Annotated in this window: 23 protein-coding genes; 17 read left to right on the top strand and 6 right to left on the bottom strand. The window is 62.5% G+C overall.

The features are described from left to right. Positions 1 to 88 precede the first annotated feature (88 nt). Together GJR98_RS02035 and GJR98_RS02030 are read left to right on the top strand one after the other, a co-directional pair. A complete protein-coding gene (locus GJR98_RS02035; protein WP_151134959.1) occupies positions 89 to 1,963 on the top strand; it encodes a PAS domain S-box protein in 1,875 nt (624 codons plus the stop codon). A 102-nt stretch (positions 1,964 to 2,065) separates the two neighbouring features. Further along, entirely contained in the window at positions 2,066 to 3,193 is a 1,128-nt protein-coding gene (locus tag GJR98_RS02030) for a DUF373 family protein (protein WP_151134957.1), read from the top strand. A gap of 9 nt (positions 3,194 to 3,202) precedes the next feature. Here GJR98_RS02030 and GJR98_RS02025 read toward each other — a convergent pair whose 3' ends face one another. The 4 genes from GJR98_RS02025 to GJR98_RS02010 form a co-directional block, all read right to left on the bottom strand. Beyond that, a complete protein-coding gene (locus GJR98_RS02025) occupies positions 3,203 to 4,045 on the bottom strand; it encodes a polyprenyl synthetase family protein (RefSeq protein ID WP_151134955.1) in 843 nt (280 codons plus the stop codon). 366 nt (positions 4,046 to 4,411) lie between these two features. Continuing rightward, complete coding sequence (locus GJR98_RS02020) at positions 4,412 to 5,365, bottom strand: electron transfer flavoprotein subunit alpha/FixB family protein (protein WP_151134953.1); 954 nt, start codon at positions 5,363 to 5,365, stop codon at positions 4,412 to 4,414. Continuing rightward, positions 5,362 to 6,156 carry an electron transfer flavoprotein subunit beta/FixA family protein gene (locus GJR98_RS02015; RefSeq protein WP_151134951.1) on the bottom strand — a complete coding sequence of 265 codons (795 nt, stop codon included), beginning with the start codon at positions 6,154 to 6,156 and terminating at the stop codon, positions 5,362 to 5,364. The genes GJR98_RS02020 and GJR98_RS02015 overlap by 4 nt, the downstream gene beginning before the upstream one ends. Positions 6,157 to 6,240: 84 nt before the next feature. Further along, a complete protein-coding gene (locus GJR98_RS02010; protein ID WP_151134949.1) occupies positions 6,241 to 7,389 on the bottom strand; it encodes a helix-turn-helix transcriptional regulator in 1,149 nt (382 codons plus the stop codon). Positions 7,390 to 7,518: 129 nt separating this feature from the next. Between GJR98_RS02010 and GJR98_RS02005 the strand changes: the two genes are divergently transcribed. Together GJR98_RS02005 and GJR98_RS02000 are read left to right on the top strand one after the other, a co-directional pair. Beyond that, positions 7,519 to 8,850, top strand: a complete 1,332-nt coding sequence (locus GJR98_RS02005) for a DUF7094 domain-containing protein (RefSeq protein WP_151139365.1) — start codon at positions 7,519 to 7,521, stop codon at positions 8,848 to 8,850. A gap of 53 nt (positions 8,851 to 8,903) precedes the next feature. Next, the gene (locus GJR98_RS02000) at positions 8,904 to 9,386 is read left to right on the top strand and encodes a type IV pilin (protein ID WP_151134947.1); all 483 of its coding nucleotides are present in this window, start codon (positions 8,904 to 8,906) and stop codon (positions 9,384 to 9,386) included. Positions 9,387 to 9,449: 63 nt separating this feature from the next. Here GJR98_RS02000 and GJR98_RS01995 read toward each other — a convergent pair whose 3' ends face one another. Then, positions 9,450 to 10,076 carry a methyltransferase domain-containing protein gene (locus GJR98_RS01995; protein WP_151134945.1) on the bottom strand — a complete coding sequence of 209 codons (627 nt, stop codon included), beginning with the start codon at positions 10,074 to 10,076 and terminating at the stop codon, positions 9,450 to 9,452. Between the two features lie 156 nt (positions 10,077 to 10,232). Here GJR98_RS01995 and ahaH point away from each other — a divergent pair, with 156 nt between their 5' ends. The 12 genes from ahaH (at position 10,233) to GJR98_RS01935 (ending at position 23,153) form a co-directional block, all read left to right on the top strand. Continuing rightward, positions 10,233 to 10,565, top strand: a complete 333-nt coding sequence (gene ahaH, locus GJR98_RS01990) for an ATP synthase archaeal subunit H (protein ID WP_151134943.1) — start codon at positions 10,233 to 10,235, stop codon at positions 10,563 to 10,565. After that, a complete protein-coding gene (locus tag GJR98_RS01985; protein WP_151134941.1) occupies positions 10,552 to 12,723 on the top strand; it encodes a V-type ATP synthase subunit I in 2,172 nt (723 codons plus the stop codon). Before ahaH ends, GJR98_RS01985 begins: the two co-directional genes overlap by 14 nt. Positions 12,724 to 12,900: 177 nt before the next feature. Continuing rightward, positions 12,901 to 13,158 (top strand): F0F1 ATP synthase subunit C, encoded by a 258-nt coding sequence (locus GJR98_RS01980; RefSeq protein WP_151134939.1) that lies wholly within the window; start codon positions 12,901 to 12,903, stop codon positions 13,156 to 13,158. Between the two features lie 21 nt (positions 13,159 to 13,179). Beyond that, entirely contained in the window at positions 13,180 to 13,764 is a 585-nt protein-coding gene (locus GJR98_RS01975) for a V-type ATP synthase subunit E (RefSeq protein WP_151134937.1), read from the top strand. Further along, positions 13,761 to 14,807, top strand: a complete 1,047-nt coding sequence (locus GJR98_RS01970; protein ID WP_151134935.1) for a V-type ATP synthase subunit C — start codon at positions 13,761 to 13,763, stop codon at positions 14,805 to 14,807. Before GJR98_RS01975 ends, GJR98_RS01970 begins: the two co-directional genes overlap by 4 nt. Then, positions 14,804 to 15,124, top strand: coding sequence for a V-type ATP synthase subunit F (locus GJR98_RS01965; protein ID WP_151134933.1), 321 nt, complete (start codon positions 14,804 to 14,806; stop codon positions 15,122 to 15,124). Before GJR98_RS01970 ends, GJR98_RS01965 begins: the two co-directional genes overlap by 4 nt. A gap of 6 nt (positions 15,125 to 15,130) precedes the next feature. Beyond that, positions 15,131 to 16,891 carry an ATP synthase subunit A gene (locus GJR98_RS01960; RefSeq protein ID WP_151134931.1) on the top strand — a complete coding sequence of 587 codons (1,761 nt, stop codon included), beginning with the start codon at positions 15,131 to 15,133 and terminating at the stop codon, positions 16,889 to 16,891. A gap of 4 nt (positions 16,892 to 16,895) precedes the next feature. Continuing rightward, entirely contained in the window at positions 16,896 to 18,302 is a 1,407-nt protein-coding gene (locus tag GJR98_RS01955) for an ATP synthase subunit B (RefSeq protein ID WP_151134929.1), read from the top strand. A gap of 201 nt (positions 18,303 to 18,503) precedes the next feature. After that, complete coding sequence (locus GJR98_RS01950) at positions 18,504 to 20,477, top strand: bacterio-opsin activator domain-containing protein (protein WP_151134927.1); 1,974 nt, start codon at positions 18,504 to 18,506, stop codon at positions 20,475 to 20,477. A gap of 141 nt (positions 20,478 to 20,618) precedes the next feature. After that, the gene (locus GJR98_RS01945; RefSeq protein WP_151134925.1) at positions 20,619 to 21,299 is read left to right on the top strand and encodes a V-type ATP synthase subunit D; all 681 of its coding nucleotides are present in this window, start codon (positions 20,619 to 20,621) and stop codon (positions 21,297 to 21,299) included. A gap of 75 nt (positions 21,300 to 21,374) precedes the next feature. Then, complete coding sequence (locus GJR98_RS01940) at positions 21,375 to 21,758, top strand: DUF6276 family protein (protein ID WP_151134923.1); 384 nt, start codon at positions 21,375 to 21,377, stop codon at positions 21,756 to 21,758. Positions 21,759 to 21,974: 216 nt separating this feature from the next. After that, positions 21,975 to 23,153 carry an MFS transporter gene (locus GJR98_RS01935; RefSeq protein WP_225316407.1) on the top strand — a complete coding sequence of 393 codons (1,179 nt, stop codon included), beginning with the start codon at positions 21,975 to 21,977 and terminating at the stop codon, positions 23,151 to 23,153. A 60-nt stretch (positions 23,154 to 23,213) separates the two neighbouring features. Here GJR98_RS01935 and prf1 read toward each other — a convergent pair whose 3' ends face one another. Beyond that, entirely contained in the window at positions 23,214 to 24,458 is a 1,245-nt protein-coding gene (prf1, locus tag GJR98_RS01930) for a peptide chain release factor aRF-1 (RefSeq protein WP_151134919.1), read from the bottom strand. Positions 24,459 to 24,626: 168 nt separating this feature from the next. Between prf1 and minD the strand changes: the two genes are divergently transcribed. Next, positions 24,627 to 26,384 (top strand): MinD/ParA family ATP-binding protein, encoded by a 1,758-nt coding sequence (gene minD, locus GJR98_RS01925; RefSeq protein ID WP_151134917.1) that lies wholly within the window; start codon positions 24,627 to 24,629, stop codon positions 26,382 to 26,384. The last annotated feature ends 34 nt before the right edge of the window (positions 26,385 to 26,418 follow it).

The following is a 26,418-nucleotide window of genomic DNA, read 5'->3' as shown; positions in this document are numbered from 1 at the left end:
TGGTGCATCGTCAAAAGGCGTCCGACTTGGGCCGGCCACAGGCCGAATTCAGCGGTACGATTATTATCAACAAAGGTGAACATATCGTATGGATTTCGGGAACGTCTCCAGTGCAGACGCTCCCATTCGCGTCCTCCTCGTCGACGACGAACGCGCGTTCGCAGCGACGACTGCCGAAGGGCTCAGAACACACGGAGAGATGGACGTGGTCTCAGTTTGCTCTCCCTCGGCGGCGCTCGACCGATTGTCGACCTCGTCAGTCGACTGCGTCGTCTCGGAGTACGCGTTCGACGAAACCACCGGTATCGACTTCCTTCGGACGGTCCGAGAGTCACATCCTGCGCTCCCGTTCATCTTGTTCACTCGGCACGGGTCCGAAACTGTCGCGAGCGACGCCATCTCCGCCGGCGTGACCGACTACGTCAAGAACGGACAGAACGAGTCGAACGAGTCAGTCGCTGCGTTGGTCGACCGAATCGAGGCCGCCGTCGCCGCCAGTCCTCTGCCGGCAGATGGCACGGGACTGCGACAGTGGTACGAAGCCATCGTCGAACAGTCGCCAGTTGGACTCTACCTCGTCCACGACGGCTTTCTGGTGTACGCGAACGACTACTTTTTGACGCTCCTCGGGTGCGGCGCGTCGGACGCCATCGGTCAGCCACTCGCCGACCTCGTGGCCGAATCTGACAGGCAACTCGTCGAAGACCGCCTCGGACCAGGGACCTACGACAGTCTCGACTCGGTGACGTACACCATCGACGCCGAGACCAAGGATGGACGCCCCATCTCGATGGAGACAACTGGACGACACGTGTCGCTGGGCGGTGACGATATCGTCGTGGGTGCAGCAACTGACATCACTGCTCGTCTGGCGTCAGAACGCGAAATCAGACGGTCAGAGCCCATCACCAGACAGATCATCTCGTCGCTCCCGGACATGGTCTTTCTCTCCGAACCGGACGCGTTCGACATCGTCTACATCAACGACACGTTCGAGCAGGTCTGGGGTCGGTCGCAGAAGACGCTCTACGAGGACCCGATGTCGTTTCTGGACCTCGTCCACGTCGACGACAGAGACCGCCTCGAACGGGGAATCCGGGCGCTGTTTGCCGACATTGAGGCTGGAACCGCCGACGACCGCTACGAGTTCGAATTCCGGTTCGTTCCCGAAGCGAGTGAGACCGTCAGATGGGCCGCCGCCCGCGCAGTCCCCCTGTTCGACGAAGACGGGAGTATCACGAACGTCCTCGGCGTGATGACCGACCTCACAGAACGCATCCGTCGCGAACAGGAACTCGCCAAGCAGAACGACCGTCTCGAAGCGTTTGCTCGAGTCCTCTCACACGACATTCGCGGCCCGCTGGCGGTCGCACAGGGTCGACTCGACCTCGCCCGCGAAACCGGTGACCAGTCACACCTCGACCACGTCGAACGCGCCCACAGCCGAATCACAGAAGTCGTCGAAGACGTTCTCTCGATGGCCTGCGACGAACGGGCGGCGATGGACTTGTCTGAAGTCGCCCTCGCCGACTCGGCCGCGGCCGCGTGGGAGATGTGCGTGTCGGACACCGATACCGTCAGACTCGAACTCGACGAACTGCCGGTCGTCGAGGCCGACAAGAGTCGAATGAAACGCTTCTTCGAGAACCTCTTTCGCAACGCCATTCAGCACGCGACGACGGACGACGACGCTGAACTCGTGATTCGTGTGGGGACGCTTCCGTCGAGGCGTGGGTTCTTCGTCGAGGACGACGGTCGAGGTATCCCTCGGTCGATGCGTGACACGATTTTCGAGACGGGAGTCAGCACGAAGGAGGACGGAGCGCATGGATTCGGACTCGGAATCGTTCGACAGATCGTCCACACGCACGGATGGCTCGTTCGTATCGGCGAGAGCGACGCGGGCGGTGCACGATTCGAAGTGCTCTTCGACACGGTCGGCGACGCCAACACCACGTCGTAACGACGGCCAGTTCGCTCGCCTCGGCCCGTACTGATTGATGGACGACGACTCGGCGACCACGCCCCCGAAAGCAGATATATCCCCCCGGCATAGGAACCAACGATGCTCTTGGTCCTCTGTGTCGACCTCGACGACGACCTCGGACGGAAGACGGGACTCGCAACGCCCGTCGTCGGCCGGCAGAACGTCGAGGATGCTGCAGTAGCACTCGCTACCGCCGACCCAGAGGACTCTGACGTGAACGTCTTGTTTCAGGGGATTCAGGTCTACGACCAACTCCTCGAAGAGGAAGACGAAGAGGTCGAAGTCGCGGCCGTCACCGGTGTCGACGGAAGCGACGTGAAGGCGAACCGGGCCATCGGTGAGGAGATAGACACCGTCCTCGCCAGTATCTCCACGGGCGAGTCCATCCACGCCATCGTCATCTCTGACGGCGCACAGGACGAGTCGGTGCTCCCGGTCATCCGCTCGCGAGTTCCTATCGACGGTGTCCGCCGTGTCGTCGTCAGACAGGCGCAGAACCTCGAATCGATGTACTACACGATGAAGCAGGTGCTCGCCGACCCCGAGACTCGCGGGACGATTCTCGTCCCTCTCGGCATCCTGCTTCTCATCTACCCCTTCGTCACCATCGCGAGTTTCTTCGACGTGCCCGGTGCCGTCGTGTTAGGTCTCATCTCGGCACTCCTCGGGCTCTACACCCTGTTCCGCGGCCTCGGACTCGAAACCGCAGTCGACGAAGCGGCGAACCGTGCTCGGAACGTGCTCTACGCTGGCCGCGTCACCATCATCACCTACGTCGCCGCAGCGGCACTCCTCGTCGTCGGCGGCGTCCGCGGTATCGAACTCGTCCGGACTGTCTCGGAGAGCGTCGGTGGCAACCCAGCAGCAGGACTCGTCCTCGCGGCACTCGTCCACGGCGCAGTCGAGTGGTTCGCCGCCGCCGGTATCACGAGCAGTCTCGGACAGGTGACCGACGAGTACCTCCACGACCGATTCAAGTGGCGCTACCTCAACGCGCCGTTCTACGTGGCCGCAATCGCCATCGTACTCTACGCGCTCTCGGGCTTTTTCCTCCCGGCGGGAATCCCCGGTGTCCAGAAAATCTACCTCACCGGCCTCGCCGTCGCGCTCACGGTCGGCACGCTCCTCGGCGTGCTGAGTACGCTCACCTTCGCGGTGGCAGAATCACGATACCCGACGGCGGCGGATGGCGAACAACCCGCCTAACAGTTCTGCTTAACTCTCGCGGACGACGACGAACCGCGCTAAGTCACGGAGGTACTCCAGCGATTCGGAGTCACCGACGCCAGACGAGTCGAGTGCGCTGAGCGCGTCGTCTGCTTGCTTTTTGGCACGTGCATTCGCATCCTCGGGAGTGAGGTCGGTCACTTGGACGAGCGATGGGCGACCCATCTCGGCGTCTTGGCCGGTGGGTTTGCCCAACTCCTCCGCGTCGGCCGTCGCGTCGAGTACGTCGTCGCGAATTTGGAAGGCGACGCCAACGCGCTCTGCGTAGTCACCGAACGCTTCGACCACCTGCGCGTCACCGCCGGCGGCGACGGCACCGAGTTCGGCCGCAGCGCGGAACAGTGCGCCCGTCTTTCGGCGAGCGAGTTCCATGTACTCTGTCTCGTTCGACGGGATGGCGACGAGTTCGGTCGCCTCTCCTTCGCCGAGTTCGACCATGGATTCGGCGACGATGCGAGTCGCGCGGTCGCTCGACGAGAGGAGGGCGAACGCCTCCCCGAGCAGGCCGTCAGATGCGATAATCGCTGGGCCGTAGCCGTACTCTGCCCACGCACTCGGCGTCCCGCGGCGGATGTCGGACCGGTCGATGATGTCGTCGATGACGAGTGAGGCGTTGTGGACGAGTTCGACGCCGACGGCGAAGTCTACGGCGTCTTCGGGGGAACCTCCGACGGCCTCACAGGCGAGGATGGTCACGGCGGGGCGGACACGCTTGCCTCCCGCCAGAGCGACGTGGTCGAGTTGGTCGGCGAGTTCCGATGGTTCGACTGCCGAGACGACCTCCTCGAGGCGGTCGTTTACCATCGTGACCCGGCGCTCCAGGTATTCCATTGTCGGTTCGTAGGGTTGGGTAGGGAAGTACGTACCGGATTTGACGAAACTACGCGACCAAGACCCAGTGTCCGTCGAATTCTGACCGTAGACTGGCGACGGTATCTGTTCACCAAATCCATCGAAGCTATCGACCGATGACAGGTCGAGGCGACCGTGCTGAATACAGGGCACGAGTCAGTCGTTGTGGTTGCTTCTGAACGGCACGATGAGTTCCGGAACCACGTGCGACCACTTTTTCCGAGGTTCGCTACAGCTCACCTCGCAAAAATCTGTCTTCGTGAGCGAGAGCGAACGAAGGCTCGTGAGACGCGACGCGTCTCAGGGTGGACCAAAAAACGTGGACAGAGTAACCGCTTCGACAGATTAGCTGAACTGCTCGATGAGTTCCGGAACCACGTCGAAGAGGTCGCCAACGACACCGTAGTCGGCGATGTCGAAGATCGGCGCGTCGGGGTCAGTGTTGACCGCGATGATGGTCTCGGCACCCTTCATGCCAGCGACGTGCTGGACGGCGCCGGAGATACCGATGGCGAGGTAGACCTTCGGCGTGACGACTTTCCCGGACTGGCCGACCTGTCGGTCCTTCGGGAGCCAGCCGTTGTCGACGATGGGGCGCGACGACGAGAGCGTCGCACCGAGCGCGTCGGCGAGGTTCTGGACGAGTTCGAGGTTCTCTTCTTCTTCGATACCGCGGCCGACGGAGACGAGAATGTCCGCGTCGGAGATGTCCACGTCGCCGCCGCCGACTTCCTCGAAGCCAGTGACGCGCGAGCGCACGCGAGACTCGTCGAGTTCGAAGTCGAACGCTTCGACAGTGGGCGACCCTGCCGCTTCGGTGGGTTCCCACTCGGAGGGGCGGATGGTGACTGCGGCGTGGTCAGCGTCGACTTCCACGGTGGATTCGACCTTCGAGGCGTACATCTCGCGGGTGACGACGAGGCCGCCGTCGTTCTCGAGGCCGATGGCGTCGGTCACGAGCGGGATGTCGAGCACGTCGGCGACAGCGGGCGCGTAGTCGAGGCCGTTGACCGTGTTGCCCATGAGGACGTACGTGGGGTCGAGTTCTTCGTAGAGGGCTGCAACGGCCTGCACGTACACGTCGTGGTTGAACTCGTCGCCCTCGGCGACGGTGTGGATGGTGTCCACGCCGTCGAGCGCGAGTTCGTCGGCGAACGCGTCGACGTCGCCGCCGATGACTGCGAGGTGCAGGCTTCCGCCGGTCTCACCGACGAGCTCGCGGCCCGCGGTGACGAGTTCGGACGACACGTCGCGGAGTTCGCCGCGGCGGTGTTCGGTGATTGCGAGAACGTCGCTCATTGGGCGCCCACCCCCTTCTCACGGAGAACAGCAGCAAGTTCGGCGGCTTGGTCTCCGGCGTCACCCTCGAAGTAGACTGCGTCGGACTCCGTCTCCGGTTCGTACACACTAGTGAGGACGAGGTCCGATTCGACGACCGACCCGTCGAGACCGAGGTCCGAAAGCGCCATCGGCTTGATTTCCTTCGACTGGGCCTGTCGAATCCCGCGCAGACTCGCGTAGCGGGGTTCGTTGATACCCGTCTGGATAGTGAGGACGGCGGGCAGGTCGACTTCAGTGAGTTCTTCGACGCCACCTTCGAGTTCACGTCGGACGTTGGCGACGCCGCCATCGACGTCGAGGTCGAGGGCGTTGACGACTGCGGCCCACTCGAAGTCGATTGCGGACGCGAGCGAGACGCCGGTCGCACCGAAACTGTCGTCGTTCGCCTGCACGCCCGTGAGGACGAGGTCAGGGTCTTCTTCTTCGACGACGGCAGCGAGGAGTTTCGCCTTCGCACTCACGTCGAGAAGGTCGACGTCTTCGAGCGCGTCGTCCCACACGCGGACGGCACGGTCGACGCCCTTCGCGAGCGCCATCCGAATCGTCTCTTCTGCGCGCTCGGGGCCGATGGTCACGCTGACGACTTCCACGTCGTCGTTCTCCTCGGCGATTTGGACGGCCTCTTCGACCGCGTACTCGTCCCACTCGTTGAGGTCGTAGTCTAGATACTGTTCTGCGACGTGGAGGCCATCGAGCTGGAAGTCCTCCTCCACCTCGGCTACTTCTTTGACGGTTACGAGAACTTTCATCAACGTTTGCTATTGAATGGGGGCGAATAAACGTTTCCGACCCGGCTTCGTCGGGGGTTATTTCACGCGTCGGTCAGGTGTCGGTCACGCGCCGTCTTCGTCGTCTTCGTCGTCCTCGTCCGGAAGCGAGATGAGATTCTCCCGGCCGAGACGAAGTTTCTCGACGCGGCCGTTGTCTGCCATCGCGGAGAGGAGTTGCGACACTTTTGCGTCGGACCACCCGGTCTCTTTGACGATGTTCGCCTGTTTCATCCGGCCGCCGTTCTGCTCTAAGAGCAGTTCGACGCGTTCTTCGTCCGAGAGGAGGTCGACGTCGACATCCTCGTCGGGAGACTCGGTGGGGCCCACAACCGCTTCGGACGGTTCCGTCATCGGCCCTTGGTCTGACTCGTGTGCCGTGTCCGCCCCGGACGTGAAGTCGCTGCCAGTCGGTGGCTCGCGTTCGTCGCCTTGCTGCCGGCGGACGTACACGGCCACTGCACCAGCGAGCGCCACGGCGGCGACGAGGCCGCCGATGAGCGTTTCCCACGGAATCTGGGCTGGCGGCCCACCGGTCGAGACGTAACTGACGGTCAACTCTTCGGTCGATTCGAAGGACCGCGGTCCTTCGATGACGATGGCGTTGTCTTCGAGCGGAAGACTCGTACTACTGACCGCGTACCCCGGCGGTGTCTGGATGGTGAGGTTCTGATTCGCTCGAAGCGACGTGAGCCACGTCTGGTCGGCCCCCGCCGAGAAGGCGTCGCCGAGTCGGAGACCGTTGTCGGTCTGTTCGAGGAAGTTCGTCCACGTGAACGTCAGTACGACGACTCCCGTCTCGTTTTGGATGAACGCCGTCGAAGTGGCGTTCTCGATGGTCATCGACCGCCCCGTCTGGGATTCGGCCGTGTCGCTCACGCGTTCGAAGAGGGCGGCGTCGAGGCCAACGTTCGAGGTTCCTGCTTCGTACTCCCGTGCGAACTCTTCGAACGCCGCCGTCTCGTTTTCAGTTTCGAGTTCGTACCGCATCTCGATGCGCCACGACGCCGACTGGTCACCGTGGAGTTCGATGAAAATATCCGTCTGTGGTGAGCGTTCGAGCGCCGACTGTTGAGCGACGACGTGCGAGTCGTCGAAAGATGCCGTCGTCTCGGTGCCGGTCGTGTCGGCCACGGACGGGGTCTCCGCCGCGACCGGTGCCACGACGCCGGCGACGATAGTGAGGAGGGCAACGATGAGGACGGCGCTCCGCATACGTGAAATCGTTTCGTCGGGCGATGAAAACGCTTTCCATCGACCCAACTCCCTCAGTTGCTGTCTGCGAACGTGAGAATCAGTCACAAGAGGGCCATTTTAGTACCGGCATCGTGTACCCATATGGCGATGAAGGCCCTCCCGCTCTTCGTCGTCGTACTCTTGGTGGTGTCACCGGTTCTCGCTGCGGCCGACTCCGGTGGTGTTGCGAACCAAGCGACAGCTCTCGATGGGGCGGCGTTCGCCCAGACCCAACCACCGGCAAACGAGACCATCCGTGTCCTCGATATCACGGAGGACTCACTCGTCCAATCGACAGTCGAGTCCGAGAACATCGACCTCGGTCCATCGCTCGACTTCGCCGCCCTCAGGGCCGGCGGCCAGATTCAGAAGTACGCGTCCATCCAACGAATCGAGTCGGTCGGCGACGACGTGAGCCTCCGCAGTCAACTGATACTCGGTGAGTTGAACCGCGTCGAACAACGGGCAATCGCCCTCCAGAGCGCGCAGCAGTCAGCAATCACCCAGTACAACGCCGACGAACTGTCTTCCCGAGAACTCCTCGTCGAACTCGCTCGCATCGATGCCGAGGCCCGCGACCTCGACGACCGACGTATCGCCCTGCGGGAACTCGCCACAGAGACTCCCGACTTCTCTGTGGACCCCGGGCGGTTAGCGGCACTCGAACGCGAACTCGACACGTTCACTGGCCCGGTCCGCGCCCACGCGACCGACGTCCTCTCGGGGAACGCAGACCCGACGCGGTTCTCCGTCAGAACGAGTCAGGACGGGGTTGTTCTCAGCACCGTCACTGACGATTCGTACATTCGAGAGGTCTACCGTGGAGACCTCCGCAACCGAGACGAGAGCGGCCTCTCACCGACTGTGGCACTGGACACTGTCGCCGGAAGTTACCCCGAAGTCTGGGAGAGTCGCGCGACGCAGAACGGTGCGGACGTCGTCGGCGCGGGGAACAGTTACCTCGTCCGAATCAACCACGACAGAGGGCAACTGTTCGCGTACGTCGACAGCGGGAGCGAGAACGTGTTCAAAGAGGCACAGATTCGCCCACTCGACTCGGTCTCTCGCGGCACCCCCGCGACCGAAGTCAAAGACGGCCTCAACCTCACGGTCTACAGAACCTACCCCGGCGGTCCACTCCGTATCCAACTCAACGAGTCCGCGAGCGACGACCCAATCGACGCGAACGTCACCATCGGTGTCGAAGCGAGTCAGGAGAGTACGTTACTCGGCCGGACTGGCCCCGACGGGGCGATTTGGACCGTCTCACCGTCGAGTCCGTACACCATCACAGTCATCAGAGGAAACGCGGCAGTCGTCCTCACGACGTCGCCAACGCCGACACCCGAGCTGTCGACGAACACGTCCGCACCGTCGAACTCCACGACGACCAACAGCCAATCGACGCCGCCGACCGAGACGACGACCGCGGCACAGTAACACCCCTCCGCGCGCCGAACCTTCTTATCCGATGACGGGGCCACCCCGTCTCGATGTCTCGTCAGTTCCAGCACGCCACGCGTGGGTCGACCCCGCTCGTCGGGAGTGTTCTCTTCGTGGGCCTGCTCGTCGTCCTCGCCGGCGTGGTCGGTGTCGCCGCGCTCGACGCTGCAGCGTCGCAACCGACCCCGCTTCGCCCCACGGTCCTGTCGGTCGATGTCGCCGACGAGACGGTCGCACTGACTCACGAGGAGGGTGCGCCGCTGGATGTTCGCTCACTTCGAATTCGAATCACGGTCGATGGAGACGAACTGGCGTTTCAACCGCCAGTTCCGTTCTTCTCGGCGCGCGGATTCCAACCCGGCCCGACTGGGCCGTTCAACATCGCTGCGGATGCACGGTGGACAGTCGGTGAGACTGCGAGTGTCGAACTCGCGGGGACGAATCGGCCGGCGATTTCGCCGGGCGCGCGGGTCGTCGTCAGCGTGTACGACGGAGAGACACTAGTCGCCGTGCTCCGAACTGTGGCGTCGTGAGAAACTGTGAGCGCCGGTAACTGTAGTGCCGGTGTATCGGTGCTGAGCGCGGTTCGTGCGTCGTTATTCGTCCTCAGGTGCGCGTGCGATGGTCACAATCGCCCGCGGGCTTCCGGGTTGTCGCTGGAGGATGTGGTGTTCGATGTCGACGAAGCCTGCGTCCTCGAACATCCGGTCGGCTTCTTCCTCGTCGTAAAACAGCATAATCGCGTCCGCGAGTTTCTGGAAGACGCCAGTCTTCGGGTAGTCGGGACCGACGACGAGCACTTTGTTGCCGGGTTTGACCACGCGTCGGAACTCTTCTAACGCGTCGACGGGGTTCGGCCAGTACTCGATAGACCCAGACGACCAGATGACGTCGAACGAATCGTCGGCGAACGGCAGGCGCTCGGCGTCGCCGCGGTAGAACCGGACCTCGTCGTTCTTACCGAACTTCTCCCACGCCTTCTGCATCTGATGGATGCTCTGGTCGAGACCGTGGACGTCGTCCGTGTAGCGGAGCAGTCCTTCGGTCCCGAACCCAGTTCCACAGCCAACGTCGAGGACGCGGTCGTCCTGTTGGATGTCGAGCATTTCGAGCGCCTCGTCGCGCATCTCCTCGTTCCAGATGAACGGGTTGACCTGGTCGTACACCTTCGAGAGGTATTTGTAGAACAGGCGGGCCCGCGCTTTATTTTCGAGGACTCCCATTGCGCCGGAATTAGGACTCACCGATGATAACGGTGCGGATTCGCCGCGCATTCTGGTCGTTTCATCCGGTTCCATCGAGTCTGAAACGGAGATTCTCTCGACAACTTTCCGCAAACACCTTATACAGCGCTTGTGCAACGTTCCTGTGATACGAGTATGCCGAGACAAGAGGTTCTCGAACGAATCAAAACGGCCGAGCAGGAGGCCGACGACATCGTCGAAGAGGCCGAGGCCAAACGTGAGGAACTCGTCGCGGAGGCGCGCCGCGAGGCCGACGAGATTCGCTCCGAGGCCGAAGAACAGGCCAACGAACTCGAATCTGAGCGTCTGCAGGAAGGACGCAAAGAGATAGAGGCTGAACGGGAACGCATCCTCGAAGAGGGCGAGGAAGCCCGTGACGAACTGATCGCCGAGGCGGAAGACCGCATCGACGACGCGGTCGAATTCGCCGTCGGCAAGTTCGAGGAGGCGGTTGATGCTCAGACCTGAGCAGATGAGCAAGGTCTCGGTGACCGGTTCCAAGGGCATCATGCCCGAGGTCATCGAGGCTGTCCACGACCTCCGACTGCTGGACGTCACCGAATACGACGGCTCGTGGCAGGAGGAGTTCGGATTCGAGACGGGGAGCCCAATCGAAGGCGCGGAGAGCGCTTCCGACAAACTCGTCACCGTTCGCTCGCTCAAGAGCATCCTCGGCGTCGACGAGAACGACGCCGGCCGCCAGCGCATCGTCCCCGACGACGCGCTCGGTGAGCCTCTCGAAGAGATTCGGTCGAAGGTCAACGAACTGGACGACCGCCGCTCCGAACTGGAGAACAAACGGAACGCGCTCGACGACGAAATCGACGCGATGGAGCCGTTCGTCGACCTCGGAATCGACCTCGAACTGCTTTCGGGGTACGACTCCCTGCAGGTCGTCGTCGGAGAAGGCAAACTCGAACCGGTCGAGCGCGCCATCGTCGACGCGCCAACCATCGGAACCTACGAGATATTCTCCGGTCAGCGCACCCACGCCATCTTCGCACGTCCCACGAAGGACGCCTCGGAGACGGCGCTCGTGGACGCACTCGTTGGGTCCGACTTCGCGACGTACGAGATTCCGGACGCCGAGGGAAGCCCCGAGGACCACGTCCGCAACCTCGAACAGGAGAAACGCGAAATCGAGTCCAAGCTCGACACGGTCGAGTCTGAACTCAACGACCTGAAGGTCGAGGAAGGCGAGTTCCTCCTCGCGGCCGAGGAGCGTCTCGCAATCGACGTTCAGAAGACCGAAGCACCACTCTCGTTCGCGACGACGGAGAACGCCTTCGTCGCCGAGGGATGGATTCCGACTGGACAGTACAACGAGTTCGCCAGTGAACTGAAGAGTATCGTCGGTGAGCACGTCGACATCGAAGAACTCGAACGTGCGTCGTTCACCCACGACGGTCACGACCACGCGACCGAAGACGTCCGCGAAACCGGCGGCACCGCTACGGCGACCGACGGCGGCACGCTCACGATGGCCAACGACGAACCGCCGACGGTCCAGAGCAACGGTGGTGCGGTCAAGCCGTTCGAACTGCTCGTGCAGGCAGTGAGCCGACCGAGCTACTTCGAACTCGACCCGACCGTCATCCTGTTCCTGACGTTCCCGTTGTTCTTCGGGTTCATGATCGGTGACTTCGGGTACGGACTGCTGTACACCGCAATCGGGTACTTCCTCTACACGAACTTCGACAGCAACGCGCTCAAGAGCATGGGTGGCGTCACCATCGCGGCCGGTGTGTCTACGACGCTGTTCGGCATCCTGTATGGCGAAATCTTCGGGCTGCACCTCATCACCGAGTACTTCTGGGTCGGTGTGGTCGGTCTCGAGCACGCACCCATCGAGAAGGGTCTGTCGCCGGCGACCGCTGAGTGGGCACTCGGCTGGCTCACTGTGAGCGTCGTCATCGGTATCATCCACCTCAACATCGGGTACATCTTCGACTTCGTCGACCTCGCTGACCTCCACGGTGTGAAGGAAGCGGTCCTCGAAGCCGGTTCGTGGATTCTGATGCTCAACGGCCTGTGGATCTGGATCTTCAGCCCTGCGCTCGGCGACATCCCGCCGAACTTCATCTTCACGACGTTCAGCAGCGAAGGCGTCGTCCCGCTCGGCTTCTCCGGATTCCCGGAGATCGTCGGCTGGGCTGGCCTTGGCCTGTTCTTCGTCGGCCTCGCGCTCCTCGCGATTGCCGAGCCGATCGAGGTCGTCGAGTTCATCAACGTCCTCTCGAACGTGCTGTCGTACACTCGTCTTGCCGCAGTGTTGCTGGCGAAGGCCGGAATGGCGTTCGCAGTCAACCTGCTGTTCTTCGGGGCGTACGAGCACCACGGTGAGTTCCACTTCCTGCTCAACTACGGGCCGGAGTACGCACTCGAACACTACGAAGGAGCAGTCATCCTGTTCCCCGGCCTGATGCACTCCGGTGCAGCAGGTCTGGTCGGAGGGCTCGTCGTCCTCCTCCTCGGACACGCACTCGTCCTTGCACTCGGTGTCACGAGCGCCGGTCTGCAGGCCGTGCGTCTCGAGTACGTCGAGTTCTTCGGCAAGTTCTTCGAGGGCGGTGGCCGCGAGTACGAACCGTTCGGCTACGAACGCCAGTTCACCACCGAAGACTAACTGTCTTCGTCGGTGATTTTCTTTCGACCAGTTCTGACAGCGGCAGCACCCGTCTGAACTCGCCCTATAACCGCCCGAATCCCGCGATTTCCGTCGATTGTTTTGGGAACCTTTATGAGACGCCTTGCTACACATACGAACGTTCGGAGACGACAATCCGGTACTTAGGAACACACAATGATTGAAGCAATTGAACCCCTCATGACTGCACTGCAGAGTGAAGCAGCTTCTGGCCCCGCAATCACCGCCTCCGCCGCCGCGGCCCTGGCGGTCGGTCTCGCCGCATTCGGCGCAGGATACGCAGAGCGTGGCATCGGTGCCGCTGCGATGGGCGCCATCGCTGAGGACGAGGACCTTTTCGTTAACGGGCTGATCCTTACGGTTCTTCCCGAAACCCTCGTCATCCTCGCGCTGGTCGTCGTCTTCCTGGTCTAAACCACCCCTTCCTTTCCCATCATGAGTTTGGACAACGTCGTTGAGGACATCCGAGACGAAGCCCGCGCACGTGCGGAGGAAATCAAAGAGGCCGGCGAAGAACGAGCCGACGAGATTCGTTCCGAGGCCGAAACGGAAGCCGAAGCGCTCGTCGAAGAGCGTGAGGTCTCCGTCGAGAACCAGATCAAACGTGAGCGCGAACAGGCGCTCTCCAGCGCGAAACTCGAAGCGAAGCAGGCACGTCTCGGCGCACGCCGTGACGTTCTCCAGCGCGTTCGTTCTCAGGTCGAGGACGAACTCGTCGAGCTCGAAGGCGAGCGTCGTGAAGAACTCACGCGCACGCTTCTCGACGCTGCCTCGGTCGAGTTCGAAGACGAGGACGAAGTCCACGTCTACGGTCGCGCGGATGACGCCGACCTGCTCGAAGAGATCCTTGCCGACTACGACGGCTACGAAGTTGCCGGCGAGCGCGACTGCCTCGGTGGCGTCGTGGTCGAAGGCACGAACTCGCGCGTTCGGGTGAACAACACCTTCGACTCGGTCCTCGACACAACCTGGGAGGACAACCTGAAGGAAGTGAGTGCGCGACTATTCGACGACCAATGAGCGCTGCTGGCGGCTCGAATCCGGAATACGTCATCGCTCGCGTGCGAGCGCGACGCAGTGCCTTGTTCGGAGACGAAGAGTACCGCAAGCTGGTCCGTATGGGACCGGCCGAAATCGCCCGATTCATGGAGGAGTCGGAGTACGAGACGGAGATCAACGCCCTGGGAAGCCGCTTCTCTGGCGTCGACCTCATCGAGTACGGACTGAACGCCAACATGGCGAACCAGTTCAACGACATCCTCGACTGGGCTGACGGCCGCCTCTACGACCTCATCGCGCGCTACCTCCGGAAGTTCGACGCATGGAACGTCAAAACTATCATCCGCGGCATCTACTCTGAGAGCCCACGCGACGAGGTCGAAACCGACCTCATCCGGGCTGGCGAGTTCGACGACCGATTCCTCTCGCGGCTGCTCGAAGCAGCCGAAATCGAGGAAGTCGTCGACCTCCTCTCGGGGACGATTTTCGCGGATGGGATTGAGGCCGCCTACGACGACTACGAAGACGTTGGCGTCCTCGTCCCGTTAGAGAACGCTGTCGACCGTGCCTTCTACGAGCAACTGCTCGATGGGCTGGTCGTCAGCGAAGAGACGAAACAGTACCGCGAATTCCTCGAAGCAGAGATCGACTTCCGGAACGCCCGCAACGCGCTCCGTATCGCCCGTAGTGGCGCCGACCTCGACCCAACTGATTACTTCATCGAGGGTGGCTCGCTGTTCCGAGCGACGGAACTCGCGTCGCTGGCGACCAACCCGGACGAACTGATCTCGAAGATTCGCGACAGTCGGTACGGTGACCGCCTCTCGAATGCACTGTCGGATCTCGAAGAGGCAGACAGCCTCATCGGCTTCGAGCGCGCCCTCGATGCGGCGCTCTTGGAGTACGCGGACACACTCGGTTACGTGTTCCCGCTATCGGTCACGCCAGTCATCTCGTACATCCTCGCCAAGGAGCGCGAGGTTGACAACATTCGGGCGATCGCCCGCGGCCGCGAGGCAGGGCTCGACCCCGACGAAATCGAAGCGGAGCTGGTCATCCAATGAGCCAGGAAATTGCAGTTATCGGCAGTCCTGACTTCACGACGGGATTCCGACTTGCGGGTGTCCGCAAGTTCGAGAACGTCCCCGAGGAAGCAAAGGACGAAGAACTCGACGAGGCCGTTATGCGAACGCTCGAGGACGAGGACGTGGGCATCATCGTGATGTACCAAGAAGACCTCGACTACCTCTCGCGTAACGCTCGCCAGTCGGTCGAGCGCAGTATCGAGCCAACGCTCGTTACGCTCGGCGGCACTGGCGGCGCGAGCGGCCTCCGCGACCAGATCAAGAGAGCAATCGGTATCGATCTGATGGACGAATAACCAAACATGAGTCAGGCAACACAAGATTCCGTTCGCGAGGACGGTCTCATCGCAAGCGTGAGTGGTCCGGTCGTGACCGCCCGTGACCTTGACGCCCGCATGAACGACGTCGTCTACGTCGGCGACGAAGGTCTGATGGGCGAGGTCATCGAAATTGAGGGCGACCTCACGACCATTCAGGTGTACGAGGAAACTTCGGGCGTCGGTCCCGGTGAACCCGTCGAGAACACGGGCGAACCGCTGACCGTCGACCTTGGTCCCGGGATGCTGGACGCCATCTACGACGGTGTCCAGCGCCCGCTGGACGTGCTCGAGTCCAAGATGGGCTCGCCGTTCCTCGACCGTGGTGTTGACGCACCCGGTATCGACATGGAAAAGAAGTGGGAGTTCGAACCCAGCGTCTCCGAAGGCGACGAAGTCGCCCCCGGTGACGTCGTAGGTACGGTTCCCGAAACCGTGACCATCGAACACAAGGTCATGGTCCCGCCGTCCTTCGAAGGTGGCGAAGTCGTCGCCGCCGAAGCAGGCGAGTTCTCCGTCACCGAGACGGTCGTCGAACTCGACAACGGCGAAGAAGTTACGATGCACCAGGAGTGGCCGGTCCGCCGTGCGCGTCCTTCGACGGAGAAGAAGACGCCACGCGAACCGCTCGTCTCTGGCCAGCGTATCCTCGACGGTCTGTTCCCAATCGCGAAAGGTGGGACGGCCGCGATTCCGGGTCCGTTCGGGTCCGGAAAGACGGTTACGCAGCACCAGCTCGCCAAGTGGGCCGACGCTGACATCGTCGTCTACGTCGGCTGTGGTGAGCGCGGTAACGAGATGACCGAGGTTATCGAGGACTTCCCGGAACTCGACGACCCGAAGACGGGCAACCCGCTCATGGCCCGGACGTGCCTCATCGCGAACACGTCCAACATGCCTGTGGCGGCCCGTGAATCCTGTATCTACACCGGTATCACCATCGCGGAGTTCTACCGCGACATGGGATACGACGTCGCGCTGATGGCCGACTCCACCTCCCGGTGGGCAGAGGCAATGCGCGAAATCTCCTCGCGTCTCGAGGAGATGCCCGGTGAAGAGGGGTACCCCGCGTACCTCGCCGCGCGTCTCTCCGAGTTCTACGAGCGCGCAGGGTACTTCACCACCATCAACGGTGACGAGGGTTCGGTCTCCGTCATCGGCGCAGTGTCGCCGCCGGGCGGCGACTTCTCCGAGCCGGTCACGCAGAACACCCTGCGTATCGTGAAGACGTTCTGGGCACTCGACGCAGACCTCGCCGAACGTCGTCACTTCCCGGCTATCAACTGGAACGAGTCCTACTCGCTCTACCAGGACCAGCTCGACCCGTGGTTCGTTGAGAACGTCCGCGACGACTGGCCAGAAGAGCGCCAGTGGGCTGTCGACGTCCTCGACGAAGAAGCTGAACTCCGCGAAATCGTTCAGCTCGTCGGGAAGGACGCCCTGCCAGCGGACCAGCAGCTGACCCTCGAGGTCGCTCGCTACCTCCGCGAGGCGTACCTCCAGCAGAACGCGTTCCACCCAACGGACACGTTCTGTGAGCCAGAGAAGACGTACGGTATCCTCACGGCTATCCACACGTTCAACGACGAGGCGTTCAATGCGCTCGAAGCCGGCGTCCCCGTCGAAGACATCCAAGACATCGACGCGGCTCCGCAGCTGAACCGTATCGGTGTCCAGGAAGACTGGGATGTGTATATCGAGGACCTGAAAGCAGAGATTACCGAGCAACTCCGCGAGCTGTACTGAGACCATGAAGGAATACCAGACTATCACCGAAATCAGCGGCCCGCTGGTGTTCGCCGAGGTTGACGAGCCGATCGGGTACGACGAAATCGTCGAAATCGAGACGCCTCAAGGCGAGACCAAGCGCGGACAGATCCTCGAATCGAGTGAGGGTCTCGTCGCGATTCAGGTGTTCGAAGGCACCACCGGTATCGACAGGAACGCGTCCGTCCGATTCCTCGGCGAGACGCTCAAGATGCCCGTGACCGAGGACCTCCTCGGTCGCGTGCTCGACGGTTCCGGTCAGCCGATCGACGGCGGCCCAGAAATCGTCCCCGACGAGCGTCGTGACATCGTCGGCGCAGCAATCAACCCCTACTCCCGCGAGTACCCCGAGGAGTTCATCCAGACGGGTGTGTCTGCCATCGACGGCATGAACACGCTCGTTCGCGGTCAGAAGCTTCCAATCTTCTCCGCATCGGGGCTTCCCCACAACAACCTCGCACTCCAGGTTGCCCGTCAGGCGACTGTGCCTGAGGAAGAAGGCGACGACGAAGAGTCCGAGTTCGCTGTGGTCTTCGGCGCGATGGGTATCACACAGGAAGAGGCGAACGAGTTCATGGAAGACTTCGAGCGCACGGGTGCACTCGAGCGCTCCGTCGTCTTCACGAACCTCGCGGACGACCCCGCAGTCGAGCGGACGGTCACGCCGCGTCTCGCCCTCACCACCGCAGAGTACCTCGCGTTCGACAAGGACTACCACGTCCTCGTCATCCTGACCGACATGACCAACTACTGTGAGGCGCTCCGCGAAATCGGTGCGGCTCGCGAAGAGGTCCCCGGTCGCCGTGGTTACCCCGGTTACATGTACACTGACCTTGCGCAGCTCTACGAGCGCGCAGGTCGTATCGAGGGACGCGAAGGGTCTGTCACCCAGATTCCCATCCTCACGATGCCGGGTGACGACGACACGCACCCGATTCCGGACCTTACCGGCTACATTACCGAGGGTCAGATCTACATCGACCGCGACCTCAACTCGCAGGGCATCCGCCCGCCAATCAACCCGCTGCCGTCCCTGTCGCGCCTGATGGACGACGGTATCGGTGAGGGCCTCACCCGTGAGGACCACGCCGACGTCTCCGACCAGATGTACGCGGCGTACGCAGAGGGTGAGGACCTTCGTGACCTCGTGAACATTGTCGGTCGCGAGGCGCTGTCCGAGCGTGACAACAAGTACCTCGACTTCGCAGAGCGCTTCGAAGCCGAGTTCGTCAACCAGGGCTTCGACTCCAACCGCTCTATCGACGAGACGCTCGACATCGGCTGGGATCTTCTGTCGACGCTTCCGAAGTCCGAGCTCAACCGTATCGACGAAGAGCTCATCGAGAAGTACTACCAGGAAGACGCCGAGACGGTCGAAGCGGAAGCCTAATCCGGGTTTTCGTTCGCAGTTTCGGTCCCGATTTCTCTCTCTATTTTCCGGCGAGAGCGGCAGCGCTGCCTCTCGTTGTTTCCACCCGCCGGTGTCGGTTCACAGCCTCCCGCTCGTTCCACCCTCCAGTGTCGGTTCACCACCTCCGCCGAGGAGTCACTCCGCGCCAACCTCCTTACGTGACGGGTGCGACTACCCCCCATGAGCGAATCTTCGTCTGCTGCTCGTGTCCTACTGGTCGCCCGTGAGGAGGAGCGCGACCGCCTCACAGACGTCCTCTCGCCGCTTTCGGTCACGGTTGTCCAGTCAGTCGATGCGGCGCTCGACCGACTCGATTCGGCGTCGGTCGACTGCCTCGTACTCGTGACCGACCGGACCGACACCATCTCGTCGGTGCGCACGGCGACGACACGTCCACTCGTCGCAGTCGTCCCTCCTGATGGCGACCTCTCGGCGACACAAGCACTCGATGCAGGCGCGTCGGATGTCGTCCCAGTGGTCGATTCGAACCTCTTCGACCGACTCCCCAAGCGGGTCGAAAACGCCATCGAATGGCATCGACACGGCACGGTGGCCGCAGGTCGAATCACCGAAGACCTGAAAGAACAGGCCATCGACGAAGCACCGGTCGGAATCACGATCGCAGACTACACACTTCCCGACCGACCACTCGTCTACGTCAACGAGGCGTTCGAGTCGATGACGGGCTACTCGGAGTCGATGGCGCTGGGACGGAACTGTCGTTACTTGCAGGGTCCGAAGACGAACCCGGAGCGCGTCACAGAACTCCGCGAGGCCATCGACGCGAAGGAGTCGGCGTCGGTCGAACTGCTGAACTACCGAGAGAACGGCGAGACGTTCTGGAATCGGGTCGACCTCGCCCCACTGAGCGGGCCGGACGGCGACGTGACACACTTCGTCGGATTCCAGACGGACATCACAGAACGGGTTCGTGCCGAAGCGGCCGCAGAGCAGTACGCCGAACGAGTCGACGAAGAGCGCGCGCGACTCCAGACGCTCGTCGACCTCATCGAGGGACTCCTCGAAGACGTGACGAGCGCCCTCGTCCGGGCCGAGACGCGCCAAGAACTCGAAGCGGCCGTGTGTACGCGAGTCGCTGCGACCGACTCGTTCGAGTGCGCGTGGATTGGAAACTGTGACCTCTCGCCCGCAGCCATCGTCCCGAACGAATGGGCGGGGACACACACGGAGTCGCTCGACGGACTCGAAATCGACCGCGACACTCTCACCGACGTCACCGCACAGGCCGCGGACACGTTGGCCGTGCAGTCTGCAGTCGCCACAGACGGCCCGTTACACGACGGCGCGGACGTGCCGTTTCGCTCGGCTATCGCGGTGCCGTTGATTCACCGAGAGACACTCTACGGCGTGTTGACGGTGTACACCGACGTGGACGAACTGCACGAAGAGGTGACCGTCGTCTTCGGAACCCTCGGGCGGGCAGTCGGCGCGGCCATCGACGCCTTCGAGAGCAGACGGTCGCTCATCTCTCAGGGGGTTCTCGAACTCGAAATCGAGGTGAGCGACCCCACACAACCACTCGTCGGCCTCGCCGCCGCGGCAGGGTGTGAACTGGCGTACGAAGGGTCCATTCTCCACGACGATGGCACGCTCAGTCTGTTCGTCTCGACGACACCGCCGACACAACTGGCGGAGGGAGACGCCGACGCAGATGGTGTCGTCAGCATCGCGCGCCTCCCGCGCGGAGACGACGTTGGCCTCTACGAAGTCGTCTTGGAAGGCGGGTCACTCGCTCACCTCGTGGCAGACGCCGGGGGCCGACTGACCGACCTCGAAGCAGACCGTGCTGGCAGTCGGTTCACGGTGTCTGTCCCGGACCGAACTGTCGGCCGAGCACTGCTCGACGACCTGAAACAGGCCGCGCGCGGTGTCGAACTTCGTGCCGTCAGAGAGCGCTCGTCTCCACCACGAACCGCTCGTGAGTTCACCAGCAGCGTCGGTGCGGAACTCACAGACAGACAACACACCGCGCTCCAACTCGCGTATCTGGGTGGGTTTTTCGACTGGCCGCACGGCGTCACCGGTAACGAACTCGCCGAGGCGATGGACGTCTCCCGCGCCACGTTCCACCAGCACCTTCGCGCAGCAGAGCGGAAACTCGTCTCGCGGTTCTTCGACGTGGGTCCACGCTAGCCGGCGCGGACAGATGCAGGACGCGTGGTGAGTTCGGGCGGCGAATCGTGCCTCTTGTCACCCAACACAGACGAATTTGACCCGGTCCGACGGGCCAGACAGTAAAAGATTAACACCCCTGACGAACAATCCCCGCCAAAGATGGCCGAAGACGTCAAGCCAACCCGCAAGAACCTGATGGCGATCGAGGATCGCATCGAGCTTTCGGAGCGGGGTCACGACACGCTTGAACAGAAGCGTGACGGCCTCATCATGGAGTTCATGGACATCCTCGACCAGGCACAGGACGTGCGGGCCAACCTCAACGCAGACTACGACCGCGCCCAGCGCACCATCAACATGGCTCGCGCCATGGAAGGTGACGTCGCGGTTCGGGGAGCAGCCGCCGCGCTGAAAGAGTACCCCGAAATCACGACGCAGTCGAAGAACATCATGGGCGTCGTCGTCCCGCAAATCGAGTCGTCGCGCGTCAAGAAGAGCCTCGACCAGCGTGGCTACGGCCTCCTTGGGTCGTCCGCCCGCATCGACGAGGCCGCCGACGCGTACGAGGAACTTCTCGAATCTATCATCCTCGCCGCAGAGGTCGAGACGGCGATGAAGAAGATGCTCGAAGAGATCGAGACGACGAAGCGCCGTGTCAACGCTCTCGAGTTCAAACTGCTGCCCGAACTCTACGAGAACAAGGAGTACATCGAGCAGAAACTCGAAGAACAGGAGCGCGAAGAGATCTTCCGCCTGAAGAAGATCAAGGCGAAGAAGGAAGAAGAAGAGAAAGAAGAGCGGAAGGCCGCCGAAGAGGCTGCCGCCGCTGCCGCGAACTAATCGCTTCTCGACTGACGATACGTTCTTGGTCGGCCCACCGACCAATTTTCAACACACTCCCGCGTAGCGGTGGGTATGTCGTGTCCTGACTGTGGGGGAGACGAGGCCGTCTTCGCCGTCCCCGAAGCGCTCGACGAGTACGCACCCGAGGGGTCGCTGACGATTGGACTGTGTGTCGACTGCCTCCGAGTCCATCCGAGTGATGGCCGGTTGACCGAAGGAGGGGTGGGGCCACTCGCTGACATTCTCCCAGATAGCGAGGGTGGCGCCGCCGCAGCTCTGATGGTCGGATTCCTCGACTCGTTGGCGCTCAACCGCGAGGCCATCGTCGAGTGTGCCGAGTACGCCGAACGAAACGGCGTCGACGTCCATCTCGTCCTCGACAGACTCGAACACTCGGTTCCGGACCCGCACTTCGACGTGGGGCGACGGCACTCGCAGTTAGAGATGTTTCTGTAAGTTCGGTGCTTCCACCAGTGGGTGTCACGTGGGTGCCCTTCGAACGCCTTTTACTCTATTTCGTACAACAGCGAACCAGATGAGCCGAGTCCACCGGAGCGCGTTCGGGGTGCGGCGGTGAAAGGGTCGCAGCATTCGTCTGGCGGGTTCGTCGCCCGGCTCGCCAGTCGCGTCCGGGCTGCCGCGGACGACGGTGACCTCGTCGTCGGCGCGGTCATCGTCAGTACGTTCTTCATCGGATTCGGCGGGGGTGTGATATTCCCGATTTTGCCCAATCTCGGCGCTGTGCTCGGTATCTCGCCCGTCCTCGTCGGAATCATCCTGAGTGCGAATCGGTTCTCCCGACTCTTGGCGAACGCACCGGCAGGGAGCCTCGTCGACCGAATCGGGACACGAACGCCGTTCGTCGTCGGGATGTTCGTCCAAGGCGTGGCGACATTCGGTTACGTCGTCGCCATGGTTGCACCGCTCCCCGAGGCGTGGTTCTTGCTCGCGCGCTTGCTGTGGGGTGTCGGAAGCGCCCTCGTCTTCGCGACGGCGTACACCATCGCGGCCGACGTGAGTGATGGCCGGTCTCGTGGGGCGAACATGGGTCTCATCAGAGGGGGCGTCCTCTTCGGATTCCCGACGGGCGTGGTCATCGGCGGTGTCCTGAGTGAACTCGCGGGGACGCTGACGGCGTTCGGCGTCGCGACTGTCTTCGCATTTCTCGCCAGTGCCATCGCATACTGGTCGGTCCCCGAGACGCACGTCGAAGCAGAGCGGAACACGTCGGCCAAGCCGTGGGACGTCAACACTGACCTGCCTGCGCTCACGGTCGGGTTGGTGAACTTCGCCGTCCTCTTCGTCTACATCGGTGCGCTGTTCGCCACGCTGGTGCTGTTTCTCGGACAGAACGACCTCAGCGTCTTCGGCTTCGACGCGCAGGGGTCGTCGGGTATCTTCATGGGTCTCACCGTCGTCGCCGCGGGCGTCTCGATGTACGTCGGTGGCTCTGTGAGCGACCGGCGACAGTCTCGCATCCCCACGTTGCTGTTCTTCTTGGGCGCTACGTCGCTCGGATTCGTCCTGCTGACCGTCGCGGACTCGAATCTGTCGTTGGCCCTCGCCTGCCTGTTCGTCGGCGTCGGGCAGGGTGGGACGAGCGGACCACTGATGGCACTGCTGGGCGACCTGGTTCCCGACGACGAGATGGGCCGTGCCGTCGGGACGAGCAACGTGTTCGGTGACATCGGGGGTGGATTCGGCCCCATCGTCACCCTTCCGTTGATAGACGCCGTTGGCTTCGAACCAATTTATCTCTCGTGTGCGGCCTTACCGCTCGTCGCAGCAGTGGCCCTTCTGGTCGGTGTTCGTCGAGAGACTGGTCACTTCGTCCCGCGCGTCCGACCGTGACGACGTGGTGAGGTGTCGGTCGCTGAGCGGTGTCGAAAAGAGACGCCGAGGAGGAGTCGTTTAGATGCCGGTGGAGTACCGGAGGATTCCGGCGATGCCACCGAACGCGTCGTAGAGCTGTTCGCCTTTCTCGAAGTCGGTGCTGATGAACTTCGTCTCCGTGCCGCGCTGGTCTGCGAGGTCCATCAGGTACTCGATGACGTCCTCGCGTTCTTTCAGCTCGGCCTCGCCGCCGCCTTCACAGTCGTGTGACGGGGTGTTGTGACGGTGGTCGATGAGCTCGAACTCCTCTTGGCCGCCACAGTCGTAGATGGCGACGTCCTTGCGCAGGTCCTCGGAGATGAGCAGACGGTCGACAGAGCCCATGACGAGGTTCTTTCGCGTCGCTTCGAACCCGTAGGTGGACTCGTTGCCGCGGTGGAGTTTCTCGAAGAACTCCTCCATCTGCTTTTTGTCCTTCATGACCTCCTGGTCGGCCAGCACGTCCTGTGCGGCGTCGACGAGGTCGTAGAGGCCGGATTCGTCGGTGTAGGCGACGTCGAACTTGCCGACGACGATGTCTTGCAGTTCGTGGTGGAGGTAGTCGCCGTCGAGGAACTCGTCTTTCGTCGGCGACGGACCGCCGACGAGGACGCCGTCCATCTCGTGGCGCTTGGGGACGAACAGGTCGTTCGCCATGCCAGCGACTTCCTGATAGAAGTTGTCGATGGCTTCGAGGCGCAGGCGGGCGAAACGCTGGGCGGACTGACCACCTTTTCGCTGCTTGCCGGGGACGAGCGACGAGGCGCTCTTGACCGGTTCGACGCGCTTGCCTTTCAGCCAGCCGACGTTGGCTTCGCGGCGGTCGAGGACGACGAGGCCGAAGAGGCCCTTGTCCATGAGCATGTCCTCGAGCGGGGAGGTGAGGAAGTTCGAGTCACAGTGGTACCGGAACGACTGAATCGGGTCCGGCGGACTCTCTAAGACCTTCGTGACCATGTTCGTCTGGCCACCGCCGGAGTCGACGGCGCCGGAGAACATGACGATGCCGCGGTCCGGGGGGAAGTTGCCGTAGTACCGGAGGCGGTCTTTGATACTCGTGAGTGCGTCCTGGACGTTCGTCCGCGTCTGCTTCGACTTGATGTTAGACGCTTCGCTGTGCTCTGTGATGACGTGTTCGACCACGTCAGAAATCTGCTTGTCTTCGGGAATGTAGATGGTGACGAGCTGAGTCCCTGAGCCTTCGTACTCCTTGAGGTCCTCGATGACCTTCTTGAATTCGTACTTACGGCGGTCTTCGCTCGCCTCCTCGGCGTCGCTACTCATCACTACTTCTAGTCTATCCAGCGGCTAAGTAACCTTTGACTGGGAACGCTACACGATAGCCACACACACACGACGGTCCAACCAGGATGAAATCCGGTGCCCAGATGGGAGGACTCGTCGGAGAACATTTATGTGGCTGTCATGGGTGGATTTCGACAGTTGGAATTTATGTCTCGGGTGTACGCAATTGCCAGCGCAAAAGGCGGGGTTGGAAAGACGACGACGACTGCCAACCTCGGGACGGTCCTCTCGATGGCCGGGCACGACGTCGTCGTCGTCGACGGTGACCTCGGGATGCCGAATCTCGCTGGAGCCCTCGGTGTCGACCCAGATGGGGAGACGCTCCACGACGTGCTCACTGGCAGCACGACAGTCGAATCGGCCACCTACGAGGGGCCCGAAGGACTCTCGGTCGTCCCCGGGTCGACTGCGTTGGAGGCGTTCGCGAGTGCGAACGCGAAGGAACTCCACCCAGTCATCGAGACCCTCCAGGAGAACCACGACATCGTCCTCATCGACACCGGTGCAGGGCTCAGTGACGACACGTTCGTCCCACTGAAACTCGCCGACGAGGTGCTTCTCGTCTCGACGACCGAGCGCGAGGCCCTCGGCGACACTGAGAAGACCCGGCAACTCGGCGACCGAATCGGTGCGGACATCGTCGGCGTCGTCCTCACGCGAGTCAACCAGTCGAACCCGAACGCCGACGTGGTTGCCGAACTTCTCGACACGGGCGTCATCGCCGTCGTCCCCGAAGACGCCGCGATTCGCGAAGCGCTCCACACCCAGACACCGGTCGTCGCGCGCTCGCCAGAGAGTATCGCGGCCGCTGGCTACCGAGCGCTCGCGGAGGCACTCACTGGCAAACCGGTTCCAGTCCCAGAGTCACAACCCGACGACGCGGAGTCGACAGACGAGCAGTCGTCCTCGACTCCCGCTGCCGACGCTGACGATTCCGAGACCGACGACACACGCGACGGTGCGGAGACGGTCGTCGAAACCGACGACACACCCGATTCGGACGTGACGACAGACGACGCGTCGGTCGACATCGACGTCCCCGAAGAGGAACCGCTCGACGCGGAGCCAGACCCGGAGGCCGTCGCTGAACAGACTTCTGAGTCAGACACTGACCCCGAACCTGACCAACCGCAGACGCCCGAAGCCGAGGCCAACGTGGACGACGAACCCGAAGCCAACGCAGAGGACGACTCCGAATCAGTGCCTGAGCAGGTGGAGTCGGCAGAGTCGGAGCCGATTCCCCAACAGGGTTCCACCCCCGAGCCAGACCGCTCGACTGCATCGACGCCGACTCCCGAGGAGCGTTCGACGACCGAGGCAACACTCGAAGACGAGGCCGAAGCAGCGCTCGACGCCGCAGTTCCGTTCGGAAGTGGAAACGGCACCGGACGCGCTGAAGCGGTCGACGAAGACCCGTTGGCGAGTGATGCCGACGACGACGAACTGACTGCTGACACCGCTGCCGACGACGAAGACCCAGTCACTGCAGACCTCGACGACGCCGATTCGATGGGTGCAGACCCGCTCGCGGGCGATGCAGTGGTCGAAGCGACGACCAGTGGGAGCGACACGTCCGTCGGAGACGCCTCCGTCGCAGACGACGACTCTGCCGCTGACGAGGATGCGGCTTCCATCGAGGAAGACCCCGAGACGGCCGACTCCCCCGAAACAGCCGACGAGACAGCGGAGGCGTCGGCGGTCATCGCCGAGGCACCGTCGGAGTCGGCAGACGAACCGCTCGTCGCCGAAGCGGAACCGGACGCCGTCGCTGAAGAGCGTTCTGACGCGGGCGACGACGACGAAGAGGGCGTCTACACGACCTCGCTCGTCGAAGAGGTCGAAGCACTCGAAGACGAGGGCGACGACGAAGAAAAGAGCGGCTTTTTCAGGCGATTCCTCGGCTAAACGGGAAGGCCTTTTACGCGGGTCTGCGGAAAGC

This window comes from Haloferax marinisediminis, from assembly GCF_009674585.1.
In the GTDB taxonomy this organism is placed as follows: domain Archaea; phylum Halobacteriota; class Halobacteria; order Halobacteriales; family Haloferacaceae; genus Haloferax; species Haloferax marinisediminis.
This window is presented reverse-complemented; position numbering and strand designations above follow the sequence as displayed.

What these genes read in the sequence shown, in the direction of transcription:
- GJR98_RS02035 (WP_151134959.1), top strand. Translation starts at nt 89, where the DNA reads ATGGATTTCGGGAACGTCTCCAGTGCAGACGCTCCCATTCGCGTCCTC.
- GJR98_RS02030 (WP_151134957.1), top strand. Translation starts at nt 2,066, where the DNA reads ATGCTCTTGGTCCTCTGTGTCGACCTCGACGACGACCTCGGACGGAAG.
- GJR98_RS02025 (WP_151134955.1), bottom strand. Translation starts at nt 4,045, where the DNA reads ATGGAATACCTGGAGCGCCGGGTCACGATGGTAAACGACCGCCTCGAG.
- GJR98_RS02020 (WP_151134953.1), bottom strand. Translation starts at nt 5,365, where the DNA reads ATGAGCGACGTTCTCGCAATCACCGAACACCGCCGCGGCGAACTCCGC.
- GJR98_RS02015 (WP_151134951.1), bottom strand. Translation starts at nt 6,156, where the DNA reads ATGAAAGTTCTCGTAACCGTCAAAGAAGTAGCCGAGGTGGAGGAGGAC.
- GJR98_RS02010 (WP_151134949.1), bottom strand. Translation starts at nt 7,389, where the DNA reads ATGCGGAGCGCCGTCCTCATCGTTGCCCTCCTCACTATCGTCGCCGGC.
- GJR98_RS02005 (WP_151139365.1), top strand. Translation starts at nt 7,519, where the DNA reads ATGAAGGCCCTCCCGCTCTTCGTCGTCGTACTCTTGGTGGTGTCACCG.
- GJR98_RS02000 (WP_151134947.1), top strand. Translation starts at nt 8,904, where the DNA reads ATGTCTCGTCAGTTCCAGCACGCCACGCGTGGGTCGACCCCGCTCGTC.
- GJR98_RS01995 (WP_151134945.1), bottom strand. Translation starts at nt 10,076, where the DNA reads ATGGGAGTCCTCGAAAATAAAGCGCGGGCCCGCCTGTTCTACAAATAC.
- ahaH (WP_151134943.1), top strand. Translation starts at nt 10,233, where the DNA reads ATGCCGAGACAAGAGGTTCTCGAACGAATCAAAACGGCCGAGCAGGAG.
- GJR98_RS01985 (WP_151134941.1), top strand. Translation starts at nt 10,552, where the DNA reads ATGCTCAGACCTGAGCAGATGAGCAAGGTCTCGGTGACCGGTTCCAAG.
- GJR98_RS01980 (WP_151134939.1), top strand. Translation starts at nt 12,901, where the DNA reads ATGATTGAAGCAATTGAACCCCTCATGACTGCACTGCAGAGTGAAGCA.
- GJR98_RS01975 (WP_151134937.1), top strand. Translation starts at nt 13,180, where the DNA reads ATGAGTTTGGACAACGTCGTTGAGGACATCCGAGACGAAGCCCGCGCA.
- GJR98_RS01970 (WP_151134935.1), top strand. Translation starts at nt 13,761, where the DNA reads ATGAGCGCTGCTGGCGGCTCGAATCCGGAATACGTCATCGCTCGCGTG.
- GJR98_RS01965 (WP_151134933.1), top strand. Translation starts at nt 14,804, where the DNA reads ATGAGCCAGGAAATTGCAGTTATCGGCAGTCCTGACTTCACGACGGGA.
- GJR98_RS01960 (WP_151134931.1), top strand. Translation starts at nt 15,131, where the DNA reads ATGAGTCAGGCAACACAAGATTCCGTTCGCGAGGACGGTCTCATCGCA.
- GJR98_RS01955 (WP_151134929.1), top strand. Translation starts at nt 16,896, where the DNA reads ATGAAGGAATACCAGACTATCACCGAAATCAGCGGCCCGCTGGTGTTC.
- GJR98_RS01950 (WP_151134927.1), top strand. Translation starts at nt 18,504, where the DNA reads ATGAGCGAATCTTCGTCTGCTGCTCGTGTCCTACTGGTCGCCCGTGAG.
- GJR98_RS01945 (WP_151134925.1), top strand. Translation starts at nt 20,619, where the DNA reads ATGGCCGAAGACGTCAAGCCAACCCGCAAGAACCTGATGGCGATCGAG.
- GJR98_RS01940 (WP_151134923.1), top strand. Translation starts at nt 21,375, where the DNA reads ATGTCGTGTCCTGACTGTGGGGGAGACGAGGCCGTCTTCGCCGTCCCC.
- prf1 (WP_151134919.1), bottom strand. Translation starts at nt 24,458, where the DNA reads ATGAGTAGCGACGCCGAGGAGGCGAGCGAAGACCGCCGTAAGTACGAA.
- minD (WP_151134917.1), top strand. Translation starts at nt 24,627, where the DNA reads ATGTCTCGGGTGTACGCAATTGCCAGCGCAAAAGGCGGGGTTGGAAAG.